Origin of the sequence: Nocardia sp. NPDC052001 (assembly GCF_040680615.1) — a bacterium.
Lineage (GTDB): Bacteria > Actinomycetota > Actinomycetes > Mycobacteriales > Mycobacteriaceae > Nocardia.
Genome location: NZ_JBFAXC010000008.1, coordinates 224,637 through 242,478, shown reverse-complemented (window position 1 = coordinate 242,478; position 17,842 = coordinate 224,637). Strand labels below are relative to the sequence as shown.

15 protein-coding genes are annotated in these 17,842 nt (G+C 68.4%); 6 read left to right on the top strand and 9 right to left on the bottom strand.

What is annotated here, in order from left to right; translation table 11 throughout:
- Positions 1-182 precede the first annotated feature (182 nt).
- Positions 183-1,106: a LysR family transcriptional regulator gene (locus tag AB0L82_RS32535; protein ID WP_364644999.1), complete on the bottom strand. Its 924-nt coding sequence runs from the start codon at positions 1,104-1,106 to the stop codon at positions 183-185.
- Between the two features lie 138 nt (positions 1,107-1,244).
- On the opposite strand from AB0L82_RS32535, the gene AB0L82_RS32530 reads away from it, so the two are divergent.
- From AB0L82_RS32530 to AB0L82_RS32515, 4 genes are all read left to right on the top strand, one after another.
- Positions 1,245-2,072 (top strand): inositol monophosphatase family protein, encoded by an 828-nt coding sequence (locus AB0L82_RS32530; RefSeq protein ID WP_364644996.1) that lies wholly within the window; start codon positions 1,245-1,247, stop codon positions 2,070-2,072.
- Positions 2,073-2,104: 32 nt separating this feature from the next.
- Positions 2,105-2,701, top strand: a complete 597-nt coding sequence (locus AB0L82_RS32525) for a 3-hydroxyacyl-CoA dehydrogenase NAD-binding domain-containing protein (RefSeq protein WP_364644993.1) — start codon at positions 2,105-2,107, stop codon at positions 2,699-2,701.
- 400 nt (positions 2,702-3,101) lie between these two features.
- Entirely contained in the window at positions 3,102-7,259 is a 4,158-nt protein-coding gene (locus AB0L82_RS32520; RefSeq protein ID WP_364644990.1) for a SpoIIE family protein phosphatase, read from the top strand.
- A complete protein-coding gene (locus tag AB0L82_RS32515) occupies positions 7,256-7,564 on the top strand; it encodes an STAS domain-containing protein (protein WP_364644988.1) in 309 nt (102 codons plus the stop codon). Before AB0L82_RS32520 ends, AB0L82_RS32515 begins: the two co-directional genes overlap by 4 nt.
- Positions 7,565-7,808: 244 nt before the next feature.
- Here the strand turns inward: AB0L82_RS32515 and AB0L82_RS32510 are convergent, their stop codons facing one another.
- The 6 genes from AB0L82_RS32510 to AB0L82_RS32485 all read right to left on the bottom strand — a co-directional run bounded on the left by AB0L82_RS32510 (position 7,809) and on the right by AB0L82_RS32485 (position 13,582).
- A complete protein-coding gene (locus AB0L82_RS32510) occupies positions 7,809-9,407 on the bottom strand; it encodes a lipase family protein (RefSeq protein WP_364644985.1) in 1,599 nt (532 codons plus the stop codon).
- A 91-nt stretch (positions 9,408-9,498) separates the two neighbouring features.
- Entirely contained in the window at positions 9,499-10,989 is a 1,491-nt protein-coding gene (locus tag AB0L82_RS32505) for a patatin-like phospholipase family protein (RefSeq protein ID WP_364644982.1), read from the bottom strand.
- Between the two features lie 28 nt (positions 10,990-11,017).
- Entirely contained in the window at positions 11,018-12,034 is a 1,017-nt protein-coding gene (locus tag AB0L82_RS32500) for a 1-acyl-sn-glycerol-3-phosphate acyltransferase (RefSeq protein WP_364644979.1), read from the bottom strand.
- Between the two features lie 85 nt (positions 12,035-12,119).
- The gene (locus AB0L82_RS32495; RefSeq protein WP_364645193.1) at positions 12,120-12,611 is read right to left on the bottom strand and encodes a hypothetical protein; all 492 of its coding nucleotides are present in this window, start codon (positions 12,609-12,611) and stop codon (positions 12,120-12,122) included.
- Positions 12,538-13,080 (bottom strand): MepB family protein, encoded by a 543-nt coding sequence (locus AB0L82_RS32490; protein WP_364644976.1) that lies wholly within the window; start codon positions 13,078-13,080, stop codon positions 12,538-12,540. The genes AB0L82_RS32495 and AB0L82_RS32490 overlap by 74 nt, the downstream gene beginning before the upstream one ends.
- Positions 13,081-13,135: 55 nt before the next feature.
- Positions 13,136-13,582, bottom strand: a complete 447-nt coding sequence (locus tag AB0L82_RS32485; RefSeq protein WP_364644973.1) for a hypothetical protein — start codon at positions 13,580-13,582, stop codon at positions 13,136-13,138.
- A gap of 241 nt (positions 13,583-13,823) precedes the next feature.
- Here AB0L82_RS32485 and AB0L82_RS32480 point away from each other — a divergent pair, with 241 nt between their 5' ends.
- Positions 13,824-14,402 (top strand): ATP-binding protein, encoded by a 579-nt coding sequence (locus tag AB0L82_RS32480; protein WP_364644970.1) that lies wholly within the window; start codon positions 13,824-13,826, stop codon positions 14,400-14,402.
- An 8-nt stretch (positions 14,403-14,410) separates the two neighbouring features.
- On the opposite strand, the gene AB0L82_RS32475 is transcribed toward AB0L82_RS32480, so the two are convergent.
- Positions 14,411-14,785, bottom strand: a complete 375-nt coding sequence (locus AB0L82_RS32475; protein WP_364644967.1) for an inorganic diphosphatase — start codon at positions 14,783-14,785, stop codon at positions 14,411-14,413.
- 395 nt (positions 14,786-15,180) lie between these two features.
- Entirely contained in the window at positions 15,181-16,542 is a 1,362-nt protein-coding gene (locus AB0L82_RS32470) for a phosphomannomutase/phosphoglucomutase (protein ID WP_364644964.1), read from the bottom strand.
- A gap of 147 nt (positions 16,543-16,689) precedes the next feature.
- On the opposite strand from AB0L82_RS32470, the gene AB0L82_RS32465 reads away from it, so the two are divergent.
- A complete protein-coding gene (locus AB0L82_RS32465) occupies positions 16,690-17,565 on the top strand; it encodes a glycosyltransferase family 2 protein (RefSeq protein ID WP_364644961.1) in 876 nt (291 codons plus the stop codon).
- Positions 17,566-17,842: the final 277 nt, after the last annotated feature.

Below are 17,842 nucleotides of genomic sequence, written 5' to 3'. Positions count from 1 at the left end.
ATCGAGCGCGAGTGTGCGCCGGGACGATCCGAGGTGCGGCGCGGAGACCTCTCACCGATGTGTGTCCCGCAGCGATCGAGCAGGCAGGTGGTCAGGGTGGCGATCTCCGCGCTCAGGGATCGGCTGAGTGTTCGGACGGTGAAATGCGGTGGTATACAACGCGATCGGCCGAGCCGAGGCGATCACATCGTGGTGCGGTCGGGTTCGGTCATCGCATCGGTCAACGCGGTGCGGGCCAGATCGCGCAGCCAGATGTGCGCGGGGTCGGTGTCATAGCGTTGATGCCAGGACAGGTAGGCCCATGCCGGGGGCAGCTCGATCGGCAGGGGGAGCAGGACCAGGCCCAGGTCGGTGGCGATCGCGCGTGTCGTGGCTTCGGGGGCGGTGACGAGCAGGTCCGAGACGCGCACGAATTCGAGCGCGGCGCGTTCGGTGGGCGCGCTCGCCACCACGCGCCGGGTGAGGTTCTCGCGGGCGAGAGCCTCGTCCAGGAGGTTGGTGAGCGTGCCGCGCCGCGAGACGGTGATGTGCTCGGCCGCGGCGAACTGCTCGGTGCTGACGGTCTCGGCGCTGGTGAGGGGATGGCCCTGCCGCACGACGATGACCTGCCGGGTCTGCGCGACCGGGGTGCAGCGGAGTTCGGGCGCGGTGGGGCGGTCCGCGTTCGCGGCGAGGTCGACTTCGCCGCGGCGCAATTGGGGGGTGTCGATGCTCGATTCGGCGATGAAGCGCAGTCGCACGCCCGGCGCCTGGGCGCGCACGGCGGTGAGCAGGGCGGGGCCGCCGACGGTGACCAGGGCGTCGTGCCAGCGCAGGGTGAAGGTGCGTTCGAGGGTGGTGAGGTCGAGGTCGCGGCTCGGCGCCAGCACGCCCCGGACCTGCCCCAGCAACTCGTGCACCTGTTCGCGGACCGCGAGCGCGTACGGCGTCGGGGTCATGGTGCGCCCGGTGCGCACCAGGATCTGATCTCCGGTCGTGCGGCGGATACGGCCCAGGCTGCGGCTCATCGCGGGGGCGGTGACGTGCAGGCGGTCGGCCGCACCGGCCACGCTGCCCTCCTCCAGGAGCGCGTCGAGGGCGGCGAGCAGGTTCAAATCCAATTGCATGACGGTAATGCTAGCCGTGCTTTACATGCACTTGATGTTAATCATCGGCGCTCCTACTGTTCGAGGTGCGGGCGCGGCACACCACGATTCTCGCCCCGGTTGACCTTATTTCCCTTTGCTCGGATCGGAGCACCAGTCATGTCCGAAACATCCCGAAACACCAGTCTCGCAACACCTTTCACGTCCGATGCCGATCTGCTCGCGCAGACCGTGATCGCCGTGCGCGCCGCGGGTGCGGTGCTGGGCGAGCGCTTCGGCGAGGTCGTGCGGTACCGGACCCGCGCGGAGTTGATGGGCGCGCTCGCCGCCAATGACAACGCGGTGCTCGACATCCTGCGTCCGCGCCTGGCGGCTCTGCGCCCGCAGGCGCGCTGGGTGGGTGAGGAGTTCGACGGTGGCGCGCTGCCGCCGGGCGAATGGTGGATCGTGGATCCGGTCGAGGGCAATGTCAATCATCTGCACGCGCTGCCGGAGTGGGCGGTGACCGCCACTCTCGTGCGCGATAACCGGCCGGTGCTCACCGTGGTCCACCTGCCGCTGACCGGGCACACCTATACCGCGCTCGCGGGTGGCGGCGCTCACCTGGACGGGCAACCGCTGCACGTGTCGGGGACCGCGGACCTGGGGCTGAGCATCGTGGCCACGAGCCAGGCCCGCCCGGACGAGGACGAGACGATCGTGCGCCGGGTCGGTGCCTCGATCACCGAGATGCTCATCGACGCACTGGTGGTGCGGATCGCCGTGCCGGCCACCGTGCACCTGGTGAACGTGGCCGCGGGCCGCATCGATGCCTTCTGGCAGTTCGCCGGTGGCCGTGCCGATGTGCTGCCCGGGGCGTTGCTGGTCGCCGAGGCCGGTGGCCGCGTCTCCGACGCCCAGGGCCGCCCGTGGACCCTGGCGAGTGAGAGCGTGCTGGCCGCGGCGCCCGGCGTGCACGCCGCCACGGTCGCCACCCTGTCCCGTTGACCGAAACCCTCACAACCAGAAGGACTTTGACGATGAGCACACTCGCGATTCTCGGAAACGGCCGTGTCGGCAGCGGTGTGGCCACCGCCCTGGCCCGCGCCGGGCACACGGTGAGCGTGGCGGACCGCGCGCCGGGCGCGGCCGCCACCGCGATCGGCGCCGCGCAGATCGTCCTCAACGCCACCCCGGGCGCCGGCTCGCTCGAACGGCTCACCGCGCTGGGTGAGCCGTTGCGCGGCAAGATCCTGATCGATGTCTCCAATGCCACCCTCGACGGACCGGACGGGTTGCCCGCCGCTCTGCTGTATCCCGGTTCGAGCCTGGCCGAGCAGCTGCAGGCGGCGCTGCCCGATACGCGGGTGGTCAAGACACTGAACACGATGCTGTACTCGGTGATGACCGCGCCGGGCTCGCTGTCCCAGGCACCGACCGCGTTCCTGTCCGGGCAGGACCCCGCGGCCAAGGCGATCGTCGGCGGTCTGCTCGCGGACCTGGGCTGGGAACGCGAATGGATCACCGATCTCGGCGGTATCGAGACCGCGCGCGCTGTCGAAGCGGCGATCCTGTTCGTACCGCACGTGATTCGATCGCGCGGGTTCGCGCCCTTCGCGATCTCGATCGCGCGCTGACGCGCCCCCGCGGGCGGGGCTCGCACGGGGCCGGCGGTGACGGCCGCGCGGTGAGACCGCACTCCGATCGCGCGGTGTGGTGTCCCGATTCGGTTCTCGCGCAACGCCATCGGGGCGCGCGCTGTCACCGCCGGTGGGCGCGGGCCGCGATATCCACCGCGCCGACCGTTCGGAGCGGACCGGACGCGGTCACCGATCCCGGTGCCCCACACGATGTTCGGACCGCGGGTACGCGCGCCCGCGCCCGCCGAACTCACCACGGCTCGGCGGACCGACAACTCGTGCGCTCGGTCGACGCTCACCGATATCCCCAGGTCGAGGCGGTCTTCGTCTGGTAGCGTCCGCGCGGGAACGCCAGCGCAGGCTGCACGAGAACGATGGAACCGAGGACGGGAACGCGGTGGTATCGGCGGAGTCGTTCAGTGTCGACGATGAGATAGGTCCGGATCTGGCGGTCGTGGACTGGTCCGCGACCCCGCTGGGTGTGCCGGCGGAGTGGCCGCAGAGTTTGCGGACCGCGGTGGACATTCTGCTGTCGTCACGGTTTTCGATGTGGATGGCGTGGGGTCCGGAGCTGACGTTCTTCTGCAACGCCGCCTACCGGCACGACACCCTCGGGCAGAAATATCCGTGGGCGTTGGGCCGCCCGGCCGCCGAGGTGTGGGCCGAGATCTGGGACGACATCGGCCCGCGGATCGACGGGGTGCTCGAGACCGGGCGAGCGACCTGGGATAAGGGTCTGCTGCTGTTCCTGGAGCGCTCGGGCTATCCCGAGGAGACCTATCACACGTTCTCCTACAGTCCGCTGCGCGATGACCACGGTGTGGTGGTCGGCATGCTGTGTGTGGTCACCGAGGACACCGACCGCGTCATCGGCGAGCGGCGCATGGCGACACTGCGTGATCTGGGCTCGGACCCGAGCGTGATCAGCACCGAACAGGAGATCCTCGAGTTCCTCGGCGATCAACTGAACCGCAACCGCAGCGATCTTCCCTTCACCGCGACCTATCTGTTCGAGCCCGATACGACCGCGCGGCTGGTGGCGACCACCGGAATCGAGGGCGGGCACCCGGCCGCACCGACGCGCATACGGGCCCGGGACCTCGAGCAGGTGTGGCCGATCGCGGCGACGGCACAGGGGGAGTCGGCGCTGGTCGACCTCACCCCGGACGAGTTTGCGGGGTTGCCCACCGGATCCTGGTCCCAGCCTCCCCGCCAGGCATTGGTGATGCCGCTGGCACAGCAGGGCGCCCTGCCGGTCGGGTTCGTGGTGGCCGCCCTCAATCCGTATCGGCTGCTGGACGAGGCGTACCGCGGGTTCGTGGAGTTGGTCGCCGGGCATATCGCGACCGGGATTCTGGTGGCCCGCAGCTATCAGGCCCAGCAACGGCGGGCCGAGGAGCTGGCCGCGTTGGACCGGGCCAAAACCACGTTCTTCTCCAATATCAGCCATGAGTTCCGCACGCCGCTGACCTTGATCTCCGGTCCGGTACAGGAGCTGCGGACCCGCCTGGCCGAGGCCGAACCCGAGGTGCGCGAAGAGGTGGAGGTGATCCACCGCAACGGGCTGCGACTGGGCAAACTCGTCAACGCGCTGCTGGATTTCTCCCGCATCGAGGCCGGGCGCATGCAGGCCCGGTACGAGCCGGTCGATCTGGCGACGGTGACCGCCGAGTTGGCGAGTGTGTTCCGCTCGGCGATCGAGCGGGCGGGGCTGCGGTTCGAGGTGGACTGCCCCGGCCTGCCCGCGCCGGTCTACCTCGATCGGGGCATGTGGGAGAAGGTGGTGTTGAACCTGCTCTCGAACGCGGTGAAGTTCACCTTCGAGGGCACCATCACCGTGCGCCTGCGCGACCAGGGCGAGCACGCGGTGCTGACGGTGATCGATACCGGTGTCGGGATCGCGCAGGCGGAGATGCCGCGCCTGTTCGACCGGTTCCATCGGGTCGAGCACGCGCGCTCGCGCTCGACCGAGGGCAGCGGTATCGGCCTGGCGCTGGTCAAGGAGCTGATCGGTCTGCACGGCGGCACCATCGACGCGCAGTCGCAGGTGAACCGCGGCACCACCTTCACCATCGCGCTGCGCTACGGCCACGCGCATCTGCCACCCGAGGCGGTGATCGACGCCCAACCGCTCACCCCGGAGATCGCGGCGGGCTCGGCCGAACCGTTCGTCCAGGAAGCGCTGCGGTGGCTGCCCGCCACCGACCCGGACCCCAACGCCGACGCGATCACCGACTCGGAGCTGCCCGTCGTCGTCGACGCCGCCGCGCTGGGGTCGCCCGCGCGCGTGCTGATCGCCGACGACAACGCCGATATGCGTGAGTACCTCACGCGTCTGCTGCGCGGGGCCGGTCATCAGGTCGAGAGCGTCGCCGACGGGCAGGCCGCGTGGGAGGCGATCCGTGTACGACTACCGGATCTGGTGGTCAGCGATGTCATGATGCCCCGGCTGGACGGGTTGGGGCTGGTGGCGGCGTTGCGCGCGGACCGGCGCACCGCCGGTGTGCCGGTGCTGCTGCTGTCCGCGCGCGCGGGCCAGGAGGCCTCGATCCAGGGACTCGACGCGGGCGCGGACGACTACCTGGTCAAACCGTTCTCCGCCGCCGAACTGCTGGCCAAGGTCCGCGCCGGGGTGCAGCTGGCGCGCCTGCGCGATCAGCACGCCCGATGGAATACCGCGCTGATCGATTCATTGCAGGAGGGGTTCTTCGTCGCCGACGCCGACGGCGGCGTGGTCGAGATCAACTCCACCTTCACCGAAATTCTCGGCTACGGCACCGATACGCTGCCCTATCGCCCGCCCCTGCCGTGGTGGCCCGCCCCCGAGACCGATCCGCAGGCCCATCAGCAGGCCCTGCACGAGTTCACCCGGCTGGTGGAGACCGACGGCGGTGAGGCGACGATGCCGCTGGTGCACCGCGACGGGCACCGGGTCTGGGTGCGCATCACCTACAACCGGGTGCAGAATCCGACCGCGGGCCGCCACGCGATCGTGGGCACGGTCCGCGATATCACCGCCGAGCATTACACCGCCCAACGCGATACCGCCCTGGCCGCCTTGGCCGAGGCGCTGGCGGCAGCGGACACCGTGCCGGACGCGCTGCGGGCCGCGGCACGCGAGCTGCGCCGCATCTGTTCAGCCCGCCGGGTCATCCTGGCCACCTTCGCGGACCCGCCCGGGCTCGACCCGGAACCGGAACTGATCCACGGCACCGACGCCTGGGACCGGCTCGAGGTGAGCCTGCGCGAGTCTCTGGTGGCCCTGGCCCAGGCGCCGGTGTCGACCCCGCGGCTCGATCAGCCCGGATGTGTCGGGGTCAGCGCGGGCTATCCCCGACGGCGGCTGGTCGTGTGGCTCGATCTGGGCGTGCGACCGCCGATCGAGCCGCAGGATCTGACCTTGCTGTCGGTGCTGGCCGCGCGACTGGGCCAGGGCCTGCACCGGGTGCAGGAGATCGATCAGCAGCGTGAGGCCGCGGTGGCCCTCCAGCACGCCATCCTCGGTCCCGCCCGGCTGCCCGCCGGATTCGCGGTGCGCTACCAACCGGCCACCCGCCCGCTGCAGGTGGGTGGCGACTGGTACGACATCGTGCCGTTGGCGGACCAGCGGATCGGCATCGTGGTCGGGGACTGCGTCGGGCACGGGCTGGACGCGGCGACCGTGATGGGTCAGCTGCGCAGCGCCTGCCGGGCCCTGCTGCTCGAACACGCCCGGCCCGCCCCCGCGCTGGCCGGACTCGACCGGTTCGCCGCGTTGCTGCCCGGGGCGCGGTGCACGACCGTGTTCTGTGCGGTCCTGGATCCGGTCAGCGGGGAACTCCTGTACAGCAGCGCCGGGCATCCTCCGCCGATCCTGGTGCACGCGGACGGCACCATCACCACCCTCGAGGGTCCGGTCCACGGTCTGCCGGTGGGAGTGCGCGTCGACCGGCCCCGAACCCAGGACCAGCTGGTGCTGCCCGCGCGCGCGACGCTGCTGCTCTACACCGACGGGCTCGTCGAACGCCGCCGCCGATCGCTGGACGAGGGGATCGCCCGGGCGGGCACCGCGGTCCACGGTGGCCGGAACCAGCCGGTCGAGGACCTCGCCGGGCACCTGATGAGCACCTTGACCCCGACCGACGGCTACGAGGACGACGTCGCACTGCTGCTGTATCGCCAGCCCGGACCGCTGGAAATCGATTTCCGCGCCGATCCGGGCGAGCTGGCCCCGGTCCGGCACGCCCTGCGCGACTGGCTCACCTCCTGCGGTCTGGACGCCCAGCAGATCAGCGATGTGGTGATCGCCATCGGTGAGGCCTGCGTCAACGCGGTCGAGCACGGCCACCGCGACCGCCCCGCCGGAGTGATCCGCCTGCGCGCCACCGCCTTGGCCGACCAGTTGTGGTTGCGGGTCACCGACAGCGGCACCTGGAAGAACCCCGATCCCGTCGCCACCGCGGTCGGGCGGCGCGGGCGCGGCATCGCCCTCATGCGCGGCCTGATGGACCGGGTCACCATCGTTCCCGGACGGACCGGGACCACCGTCGAGATGTACGCGAGGATCGCCCCATGAGCACTCCGCTGACCCTGCGCACCGGCCTGCACAGCGACGGCCGCCCGATGCTGATCGTGCAGGGCGAGATCGACATGAGCAACCTCGCGGCGTTCGACGACGCGCTGGCGGCCACCCTGTCCGAGGCCACCTCGATCGTGGTCGACCTCAGCGGCGTCGACTATCTCGACAGCGGTGCCATCAACGCCTTGTTCGCCCACGCCGAGCGCCTGCACCTGATCTGCAACCCCCTGCTGGTGTCCGCGCTACGAATCAGCGGACTCACCGAACTGGCCACCGTCGAGCCCCTGGGCACCGGGTCCTAGCCGAGTTCAGGTCGGCGGGCCGCGGTAACCGGACCGCCGTCGTGGCCGCGGACGCCACCGCACAGCGGGCCGGCTCGACCGCAGTGGGTCGCCTGCGTGCGGTCAGCGGTTGAGGTAGGGGGCGAGTGCGGACCGCGCGAGCCGGGATGCTCGATCGCGCGAGCCATATGGCACCTATCGACCGACCCGGCGATGACTGCGCGTGATCTCGAATTTCCTGTGATACCAACAGATTTGGTGGATCTCAGCCCACGCGGCCGAAGAGCCAGGCGCCGGGTTTGTCGGGGGTGGGGTCGAGGCAGAAGTCGCGGATGGCGGTGATGAGTTCGTCGGTGGTGATGGTGTCGGAGTGGTCGGTGTCGAGGCGGTCGAACAGGGCGCAGGCTTCGGTGCGGGTGTGCTCGCACCCGGTGAGCAGGGCGATGAATTCCTCGCGGTCCAGCACGCCGTTGCGGTCGGTGTCGGCCAGGTCGATGACCGCTTGGGCCAGGGGAGTGATGTCGCGGTCGAAACCGTCGTCGTCCCAGTGGGTGTGCAGCCAGATGAGGAATTCGGTGGCGGTGATGCGCTGGTCGCGGTTGGTGTCCGCGCGCGCGGCCATCGAATGCCACAGGGCGCGGTAGCCCTCGCGCACGGCCAGGGCACGGGGCGAGCCGGGGGCTTCACCGAAGGCTTGCACCAGGCGCAGGCCGAACGCTTCGTAGTCGTCGATGGTGAGGTAGCCGTCGCCGGTGGTGTCCAGCAGCCCGAATCCCCGTCGGGTAAGGGGTGTTTCGGCGGTGCGAGGGGCGTTCATGCGTTCGGCGACCCAGGCGAGCATGCGCGGTGCCGCGCACAGCATGCCGGTGTGGTCGGCTCCAGCGCAGCGGATGAGTTCGATATCTGTTCCGGCCCTGCGTATTTCGGCGGCGAAGTGTTCGACCGCGGCCAGGGGCAGGACCTCGTCGGCGGTGCCCGCGGCCAGCAGCACCGGTTGATCGAAACGCGCGCACGGGACGCGGCAGTCGCTGAGCATGGCCTCGATTCCGGGGCGCGCGCTCAACCCGGTGGTGCCGATGTCCTGGTTGGTCAATACCGCGACCGCGTAATGGATATCGCGCACCGGGGCGTGTTCGGCCAATGCGAGCAGGCGCTGGCCCAGCCCGGTCATGAACTCGCCGGTGGCCAGCCCGCGCGTGGTGCGCAGCCCGGCGAGCAGATACGGCAGGAACAGGGTGACCGCGGCGGTGTCCTCGGCGGTTTGGATGTCGATGATCATCGGCAGCTCCACCGGCGGGGCGAGCGCGACGGTGCCGCGAAAGTCGAGTTCGGGAGCGTATTTGCCGGCCATCAGCCCGGTGAACAGGGCCGCGTGCCCGCCTTGGGAGAACCCGACCGCGACCCAGCGCGGGCTCACGTGGTGGCCGAGCCCGCGGGCGGCGCGCACGATATCGACCACGTCGTCGGCGGCGGCCTCACCGTTGAAGTAAGGGTGCGGGCCGGGGGAGGCCAGGCCTTCGTAGTCGGTGACGGTGACCAGGTATCCGGACTGCAACCACATGCCCACGTGCCGGGCTTCGGGCCGCGAGAGTCCCGCGATCGAGGGCGCGGTGCGGTCCGACAGGCCCGTCGTGCCGTGCGCGTAACTGACCACCGGCCAGCCCTCGGGTGGGGGATCGCCTTCGGGCACGAACACCGAGCCCGAGACGATGCGGCCCGACCCGTCATAGCCCACGCCCTGATACCAGATGCGATAGGCCGCGCCGGTGTGCTGCGGCCGGAACGAGACCGGCAGATCCTCGCTGCGCACCAGCGTTCCGGCACGAAAGACGGTGTCCGGCACCAGAGTTCCCGCTGAGATCATCGTCCGCTCCGTTTCATGACCGATAGAGTCGATGCCTGGAACTGCGGTAACGCGATCGTGCAGAAGCAGTGTAGAGCCGGGGGCGTCCGCGTCAGTGCGCGGCACCGAACAGCAGGTTTCCCGGAGCGCCGGGTTCGTCGCTGGTGAAGTAGTCGCAGAACGCCTCGTCGAGTTCGTCCAGACTCAGCACACCGTCATTGTTGGTGTCCAGACGCAGCGAGACCGCGTGAATATCGGCGGTATCCACGCGCAGCGCGGTCAGCAGCGCCCGCAACTCGTCCACATTGAGCACCGCGTCGCGATCCTGATCGGCGGCGGCCAGGATCGCCGCGATCGCGGGCAGCACATTGCGCTCGTATCCGGCGGTATCGGTGGTGAGCCGGGCCAGCGCCGCGACATAGCGGTCGCGATCGAGTTCCCCACCGTCCGCGACCCCGGCCTCGCGGCACAGTCCGGCCCAGAAGTCGGTGAACGCGCCATGCACGCGCGCGCCGGTGCCGCTCTCGGGCGCGACACCGAACGCGGCACAGATGCGGTCCGCGGCCCGGGCGTATTCGCGATCGGTGACCCGTTGATCACCGTCGAGATCGAACAGGTCGAAGAATCGGGTGAGTTTGGCGCGCACCAGCGGGGACGCCGAGGCCGAGGCATCGCGCACCCGGCGGGAGCGGCGGGTGAGGGTGCGGGAGCGAATCGTCGCGGTCTTGCGTTCCTCGGTGGCCTCGAGATAGGCCACGGTGCTCTCATATCCGGCCCGCACGCGCCGGGCGAACACCTCCAACTGCTGCGCGAGGGTGGTGTGCAGGCCCGTATCGGGCGGCTCGAGCAGATCCTCGCCGGTGGGCAGCAGATGCACCGTGACCCCGGCCGGGCGCATATTGATCACCTGCCCGAGACGATGACGGCGCGAGACCTCGAACACGGTCTGCCCGAGCTGCCACGGCAGGCGCGGGGGTGTCAGGGCCAGCTCGCGCTGGCGCAGGCGCAGCACATAGATCTCGCTCGCGCCGAAGGACACCGCGCGCGTGAGCGGCACCGTCTCCACCACGCCACCGTCGATGTAATGCTCGGCGCCGATTCGCAGCGGCCGCCACAGCCCCGGAATACAACTCGAGGCAAGCAACGCCGGAACCACGGGCCCGTAATCGAAGTAGCGGGCGGTGGAGCGTTCGATCGAGGCCGCCACGCATTGGAACGGCACCGCGAGGTCTTCGATGCGGGTGTGCGCGCCGATATGGCGAATCAGTACCTCGCGCAACGCATCCTGGGTCGCCAGCGCCGGCCGCAACCGCACCAGATTCGCCAGCAGCGCCCGCACCGGCACCCCCATGACCTTGTGGGTGAGCGCGTCCTGCCAGAACGAGGTCAGCGCCTGCACCACCGCGGGGGTCGGGTCCGCGGCCAGGATCGCGCCCTGGATCGACCCGACCGAGGTGCCGATGATCAGATCCGGGGTGATGTGGTGTTCGAGCAGCGCGCGCAGCATCCCCACCTGATAGCCGCCCAGCATGCCGCCGCCGCCGAGCACGAACGCGGTGTGCGGCACGCCATCTCGCCGCGTGCTCGGGATCGCCTCTGCCATGGGTGGTTTCCCTTCGCCGGGAGCGGTGTCAGGTTCGGATCGAGGGCGCGGCAGGCTCGGTGAGCGCGGGTGCGGTGGGGTGCTCGCCGCGCCGGGCCGCGGCGATCCACGCGTCGACCTCGCACCAGCGCTGGCTCAGCCACAGCGCGAACACATCACGCTCACGCGGTATCTGATCGGCGCGAAAATGCCACCAGCCGACCTCGACGACCCCGCGCCCGCTGGGCGGATAGCCCAAACCTGTTGTCCCCGAAGCCAAGTCCTCGAGCCCGGTCTGAGCCAGCACCACCACGTCCGCGGTGGGAGCGCTGGTGACCAGCGCCCACGCACCGGCGGGATGAATCGGCATCACATGCGGGCACTGCTCGGCGCGGCGCGCGTGGGCGTCGCGGCCCGCGGCGCGCAACGCGGCGATGGCCTCGCGCCAGCGTTTGGCCGAATAGTTGGTTCCCTCGGGAAACAGCAGCAACGCATCGCTCGGCAGCGCGCCGACGGCTTGCTCTCGAAGTTGTTGCACCGCTCGGGTTTTGCCCTGTTCATCGAACCGGCAGAACACCACTCCCGAGGCCTCATAGGCCCGGCGCAGCCCCGGGGTGAACGCGGCGCACCGTTTGGCGATCGTGTAGGTGTCGCGGCCCAGATCGCGGGCGATCAGATGAGCCATCAGAGCACTGTTGAACGCCCCGGCGTGACGGGCCAGCACGATCACCGGCCGATCCGGTGCCACCCGCGGCGGCGGCGCACACTCGAGGCGGACTCCGGCGGCGGCGAATCCCCAGCCGTAGAACCGCCGGTTCAACGCCGCCAGGCGATCGCATCCGCCCTGGCGTCCCGCACGCTGCCCGGGGACCGCCACGCTGCCCCCGAGTTCGTACACGAGCACGAACGCCGCCGCGAGCATCACCAGCCGGGCTCTATTGCGCACCGCGATCGGGACTCCCGGTATCGCTACCGCCAGTCGCGCCATCGCCAGCACGGGTGCGCCGATGACCAACGAGATTCCACCGATAACTGCCGCCACCAGACGCAGTAGGACCGGAGTCATACCCAAGTGATATCAACGCTGGTAGGGCAAGCGCGGGACCCGAAGGCGGGAGCGCGTGTCGCAGCCCGGACGCGTCCTGGTCCGCCTACGGCGACACCAGCGCCCCATCGCGACGCACAAGCAGCAATTCGACTGCGTGAGCGGCAGCAGCGATGTTGTGCACCGCGGCCCGCACCTCCGCACCGATCGCACGGATCGCGCCATGACCGCTCGAGAAGATGCTGTCGACGGGATGCCGAGCCAGCAGCACCTCATCGGCCCGATCCGCACGCCCCGCCACCTCGGCCAACTCGACCCAATCCGGCCGCACCGGCGCCGAAACCTCCAGCGGCGCAAGCGATTGCGCGGTAATCCACGCACAATCCACCACCAGATCGATCAGCCCGCACACCTCCTCCGAGAGCGCTACCAGCCCGCAATCGCGCGCGATCCGCCCCGCGGTGGCCAGACGATCAACCGCATGGGCGAAAAGACTCCCGACCCGACACCATGGTGATGACGAATTACGTTGCCGCACAAGGCCATACGAGGTCGTACAGCCTGCGCGACCGCACCAGGTCAATCCGCCGCGCATCATGAAGGTCGAGAAAGTACTCACACTGCCACGCCTGCGATCGACTCGCTTGCCCCCTCGCGGTCACCGACCACGGCGGATACACCCGAAACCCCCGCTTACCACCTCTGCCCGCAGTGGACACGATCCCGTGCTCGGCCAACGCGGACGTGGGAAACACGAACTCCCCGAACCGCTTCCCCTCACGGACCGTCACCACCAATACATCGGTGCCATCCTCGGCAGCGAACGGCTCGGTCGACCCATCGGCGGCGCGTCGCCACACTGCCACGAACAACCCCACCTTGGTCGGGGTCAGCTTGCCCACTCGGAATCTCGCAGTCCCACAACCAATTTCGACCACACACGCCCCGTACTCGGAGTTCGCAGCCTCAGGAACCGCACCCGAGAACCCCACCCCCACAGAGTCGAAAAGTCCGCACGCCTGCGCCACGTCAGGATGCACACCACCAGAGGCCACAACCACCACCATCTCCCACAGCCACCATCGATAACCAACAACCCGGTCAGCGTCGCACGAGTCGGCTCTACCGCAGGGCAGTGTCGTCGAGTCGGGGCCGTTGGCCGGGGTCGGCGTAGGCCGCGACGAATTCTTCACCCGACTCCATGGGTTGGGCCCAGAACTTCAGCCCGTAGTGAGACGGGAATGCGCGTGCGTCGACGGTGAACGTGCGCCGGGTGGTCTCGATATGGACTGCGGGGAGTCGAGCCAGGAACCGCAGGGTCACGAATTCGGTGCGACCGTCCTCGGTGTGGGAGCCGCCCCCTTGCACCGGATCGTTCTCGGTGGGCGGCGGCCCGCCCCACGCCCAGCCTTCTGCGCGTCCGTCGGACCCCGTCACGTCGATCCCGGTCATGAGGATGTCGTGGTGCGGGTGGGCCTCGGCCAACGGAGCCGGGGCAGGTCCGGCCCACAATTGCCACGTGCGGTGGCGGTCTGCTCTGCGCGGGGTGACCGGAATTCGTTCCTGCATGTACTCGACCTCCCCGCAGTAGGCACAGACCTCGGGTCATGCCGATCCCTGATCCTCACCGGCAGATATCGACCTCTTGCTGCCCACGCTTGCCGATCCATATCGCGCACGCAAGTGTTCCGGTCGGAAAGTCGGCGGGTCGATCCTGACCCGCCGACTCAGGCGTCATCGCGTACCGCCTCGCCGACCCATCGCCGGACGCCTGGAACACAACACCGAGCATGAACTGTCAGACTTCGCCATGGCCAATTCCCCAGGGGCACCGGTGATCGCGATCGTCAGCGGCCCACCCGGCTCGGGTAAATCAACGCTCGCGCACACCCTCGCCGATGACCTCGGCGTTCCGGCGATCATTCGCGACGAGATCAAGCAGGGAATGGTCCTGAACAGCACATCATCTCCGGAGACCGGGTTCGAGGATCTCAATGTTCCTGCGCTGCACGCGTTCTTCGACACCGTGACCGTGTTGGCGCGCGCCGGTGTCAGCCTCATCGCCGAAGCCGCGTTCCAGGACACGCTGTGGCGCCCCAACCTCGCGCCCCTGGCCGAGTTCGCCGACATCCGCATCATCCATTGCACCGCACCGCAATCGGTGCTGTACGAACGCATAGCCGGAAGGGCAGCGATCAACCCCCATCGGCGCGCCCACAACGACAACGCTCTTATCGCAGCGATGGCCGCCGACGCGCAGTCGATCGATCCCTTTGTGCCGGTGAGGTTGGAAGTCGCACAACTGACGGTCGACACCACCGATGGCTATCGACCCGGCCTCGAACACATCGCACGCTTCATCACCCGACCGGGCACGCCTTCAGCCTGAGCACCCGATCATTGCCGCACGATTCGATACCGGCCGGCGATTTCCTGAAAGGCCACCGCAGCCACGATGTCGGTGTCGTCGAGTGGGCACCCCTCAGGGACAACGACGAGTTTGTCATCATCGTCCCCGGTGCGGTGCACGATGGCGATGCAGATCCCGCGGGCACTGCGCAGGGGTACTGACTCACCCAGATAGTAGGCGTCGAGTTCCTCACCGTCCGGTGCGAGAGTTCCGGGTACGTAGCCGTAGTTCGCTTCGTACCGAAAGCCGTAGGTGGGGTGCAGGCTCCCGCACGGCCGGTCGATGATGAGCTCGACGGTCTTCCCCAGGTACGCGCGTGCCATGCGCAGTGACCGCGAGTCCGGGCAGTCGGCGGCACTCATCGGTCCACGATATCGGCCCGCACTCACGCGATCGCGGGCGAGTGACGTGCTCTGCTCTTACAGGCTATTCGTCCGCGTCACGTCACCGATTCGGTTAGCGGCGAATCGGTTGGACTGACCGCGGCGTGGGCTCGGCGGCGGAAATCGACGTGGTCGAGCCTGGCGGTGCTGTTGGCGCCCAACGTGTCACCCAGATACGCGCGTGCTTCGGCCAAACCGGTATCGGCGCCCAGGATGTCGTGAGCGGCCTGCGGATGCGTCCGGCCCGTGACCAACTGGCCGCGTGATTCTGTACGAAATATTCGGAGTCGCTGGGCCACGCGGCAACGACTGAGAACCGTTGCAGAACAACAGAAACGAGGTGGCGCCGCCCGGCGTTGTCCGGCGGCATCATCTCATTCGGAGGAAGGTTCGGCAGGTAAGCCACGGACCAGGGCGAGCACGTCGTCACGGATGCGGGTCATGGTCTCGGCATCGGCCGCTTCCACGTTGAGTCGCAGCAGCGGCTCGGTGTTGGAAGGCCGTAGGTTGAACCAGGCCCCACCGTCGAGCTGCACGGTCAGCCCGTCGAGGTGATCGGTTTCCGCACCCTCGAAGTGCTTTTCGATGGTGGCCAGCGTGGCGGTGGTATCGGCGACTTCGGAGTTGATTTCGCCGCTGGCGACGTAGCGGCTGTATTGGGCTACCAGTGCAGACATCGGCTGATCGGAGGTGCCGAGCGCCGCCAGGACGTGCATGGCCGCCAGCATCCCGGTGTCAGCCCGCCAGAAATCGCGGAAGTAGTAATGCCCGGAGTGTTCACCGCCGAATACCGCATCTTCCTGTGCCATCAGCGATTTCATGTACGTGTGGCCTACCCGCGTACGGGCCGGGGTGCCGCCGTGCTCGGTGACGATCTCGGGTACCGCGCGGGAGGTGATCACGTTGTAGACGATCGATGCCCCGGGCGTCTTGACGAGCTCGCGCGTAGCGATCAAGGCCACGATCACCGAGGGTGGCACCGGGACGCCGTTTTCGTCCACTACGAAACAGCGGTCGGCGTCGCCATCGAACGCCAATCCGATATCCGCCCCGACTTCACGGACCTTGTGTTGCAGGTCAACGAGATTCGCCGGATCGAGCGGGTTCGCTTCATGGTTGGGGAAGGTGCCGTCGAGCTCGAAATACATCGGCGTCACCTCCAGCGGCAGCCCATCGAACACGATGGGCACCATGTGTCCGCCCATCCCGTTAGCGGCGTCCACCACCACGCGTAGAGGTCGGATATGGGACAGGTTCACCAGCTCACGCAGATAGGCCGCGTAGTCGTGGCTCAGGTCGTGGCGGGTGATTCTGCCGGGGGTACCCCGGTATTCGGGGATACCGTTCTCGAGGGTCCGCCGGATATCGGCCAGGCCGGTGTCTTGCCCGACCGGTGCCGCGCCCGGCTTGCACAGCTTGATTCCGTTGTAGCGGGCCGGGTTGTGGCTGGCGGTGATCACCGCGCCCGCGACATTGAGATGCCCGGCCGCGTAGTACACGAGGTCGGTCGAGCCGAGCCCGCAGAAGATTACGTTGTGGCCTTGGCTGGTGACGCCATCGGCGAACGCGATCGCGAACGGTTCGGATGAGGGCCGCATGTCATGCAGGAGCGCGACCGAAGTTCCGACCAGGAGCGCGAAGGCCGCGCCGACTTCACGCACGAATTCGGTGTCCATCTCATCCCCGACGAGTCCGCGAATGTCGTACGCCTTGACCAGTTTGGACAAGTCGCGCATGTGATGTCCCCTTGTCGGAATTGTGGGTCAGCAGGAACGAAACTATCCCTTATGTGTTGCCGGTGAAGGCACTTGTTGCGACAGACCGCCTGGTCGGTGCTGTGATCGGCGGCGCGTTGGAGGCCGAGCGGTGGTAGGTTCGCCGTCATGCCCAGCACGGATGAAAAGACCGTTGGCTTGGCCCTGGTGACCTACCAGAGTGCCGAGGATCTGCCCGGTTTCCTCGAGACCCTCACGGCGGCGGTGGAGCCATACGCGGTGGATGTGATCGGGGTCGACAACGTATCCACCGACGCCAGCGCTGAGATTGTCGAAGCCTTCGGCGGCCGTGTCATCCGCAACCGCCGCAACGTCGGGCTTGCGGCGGCGATCAACCAGGCCGCCGCCGCGACCAGCGCGGAATGGATTCTTGTCGCCAACCCCGACACACAACTCATGGCGGGATCGATCGCGACGTTGGTCGAGACCGCCAAGACTGATGAGCGAATCGGCATGATCGGGCCGCGGATTGCTCGCCTGGACGGTGCCCCGTATCCGAGTGGGCGGCGGTTCCCGTCGTTGGCGGTCGGCATCGCGCACGCGGTGTTGGGTGGGCTGTGGCCGGGCAATCCGGCCACGCGCCGATACTTCGGTACCCCGGTCACCGAAGTGGCGGATGTGGACTGGATTTCCGGCTGCTGCATGTTGTTTCGCCGCGACGCATTCGACGCGGTAGGCGGGTTCGATGACCGCTACTTCCTCTACTTCGAGGAAACCAAGATGGCCCTGGACATGCACCGCGCCGGGTATCGGGTGGTGCTGGATCCGAATGTAGAGATCCGCCACCGCGAAGGCGGCAGTATGCGGTCCGCGCCCTATCGCAAGGTTCGCACCCACCACCGCAGCGCCCTTCGCTTTTACTGTGACTACCACCGGGGTACGCCCTGGATGGCGTTCGCGCCGCTGGTCGCGACCGGACTGGTTGTGCGTGGTGCGGCCGCAGTGGCGCGGACCGCGCTGCGCGAACGGATGATCAGCCGCTAATCGAAGGGCTGTTCGTCCAGGCCGACACCGGCCTGTATGTCGTCGAGGAGCTTGCCGACTATGGCGTTGCCGGTGCGGGAACTGGGCATACATTGGGCGCAGTCGTCGGCAATGTGAAGACGCGCTGGTCAGGAAGTGTGCTCCCCACACACGCAGGGATGAGCCAGTCACGCTCCGTCGAAGTCAATGCACGCTGAGTGCTCCCCGCGTGGCCAGCATCTGGACATTCGTTGTCGCCGATCACGCCCCGTAGTGGGCTCCGCGTTATCGGGATTCG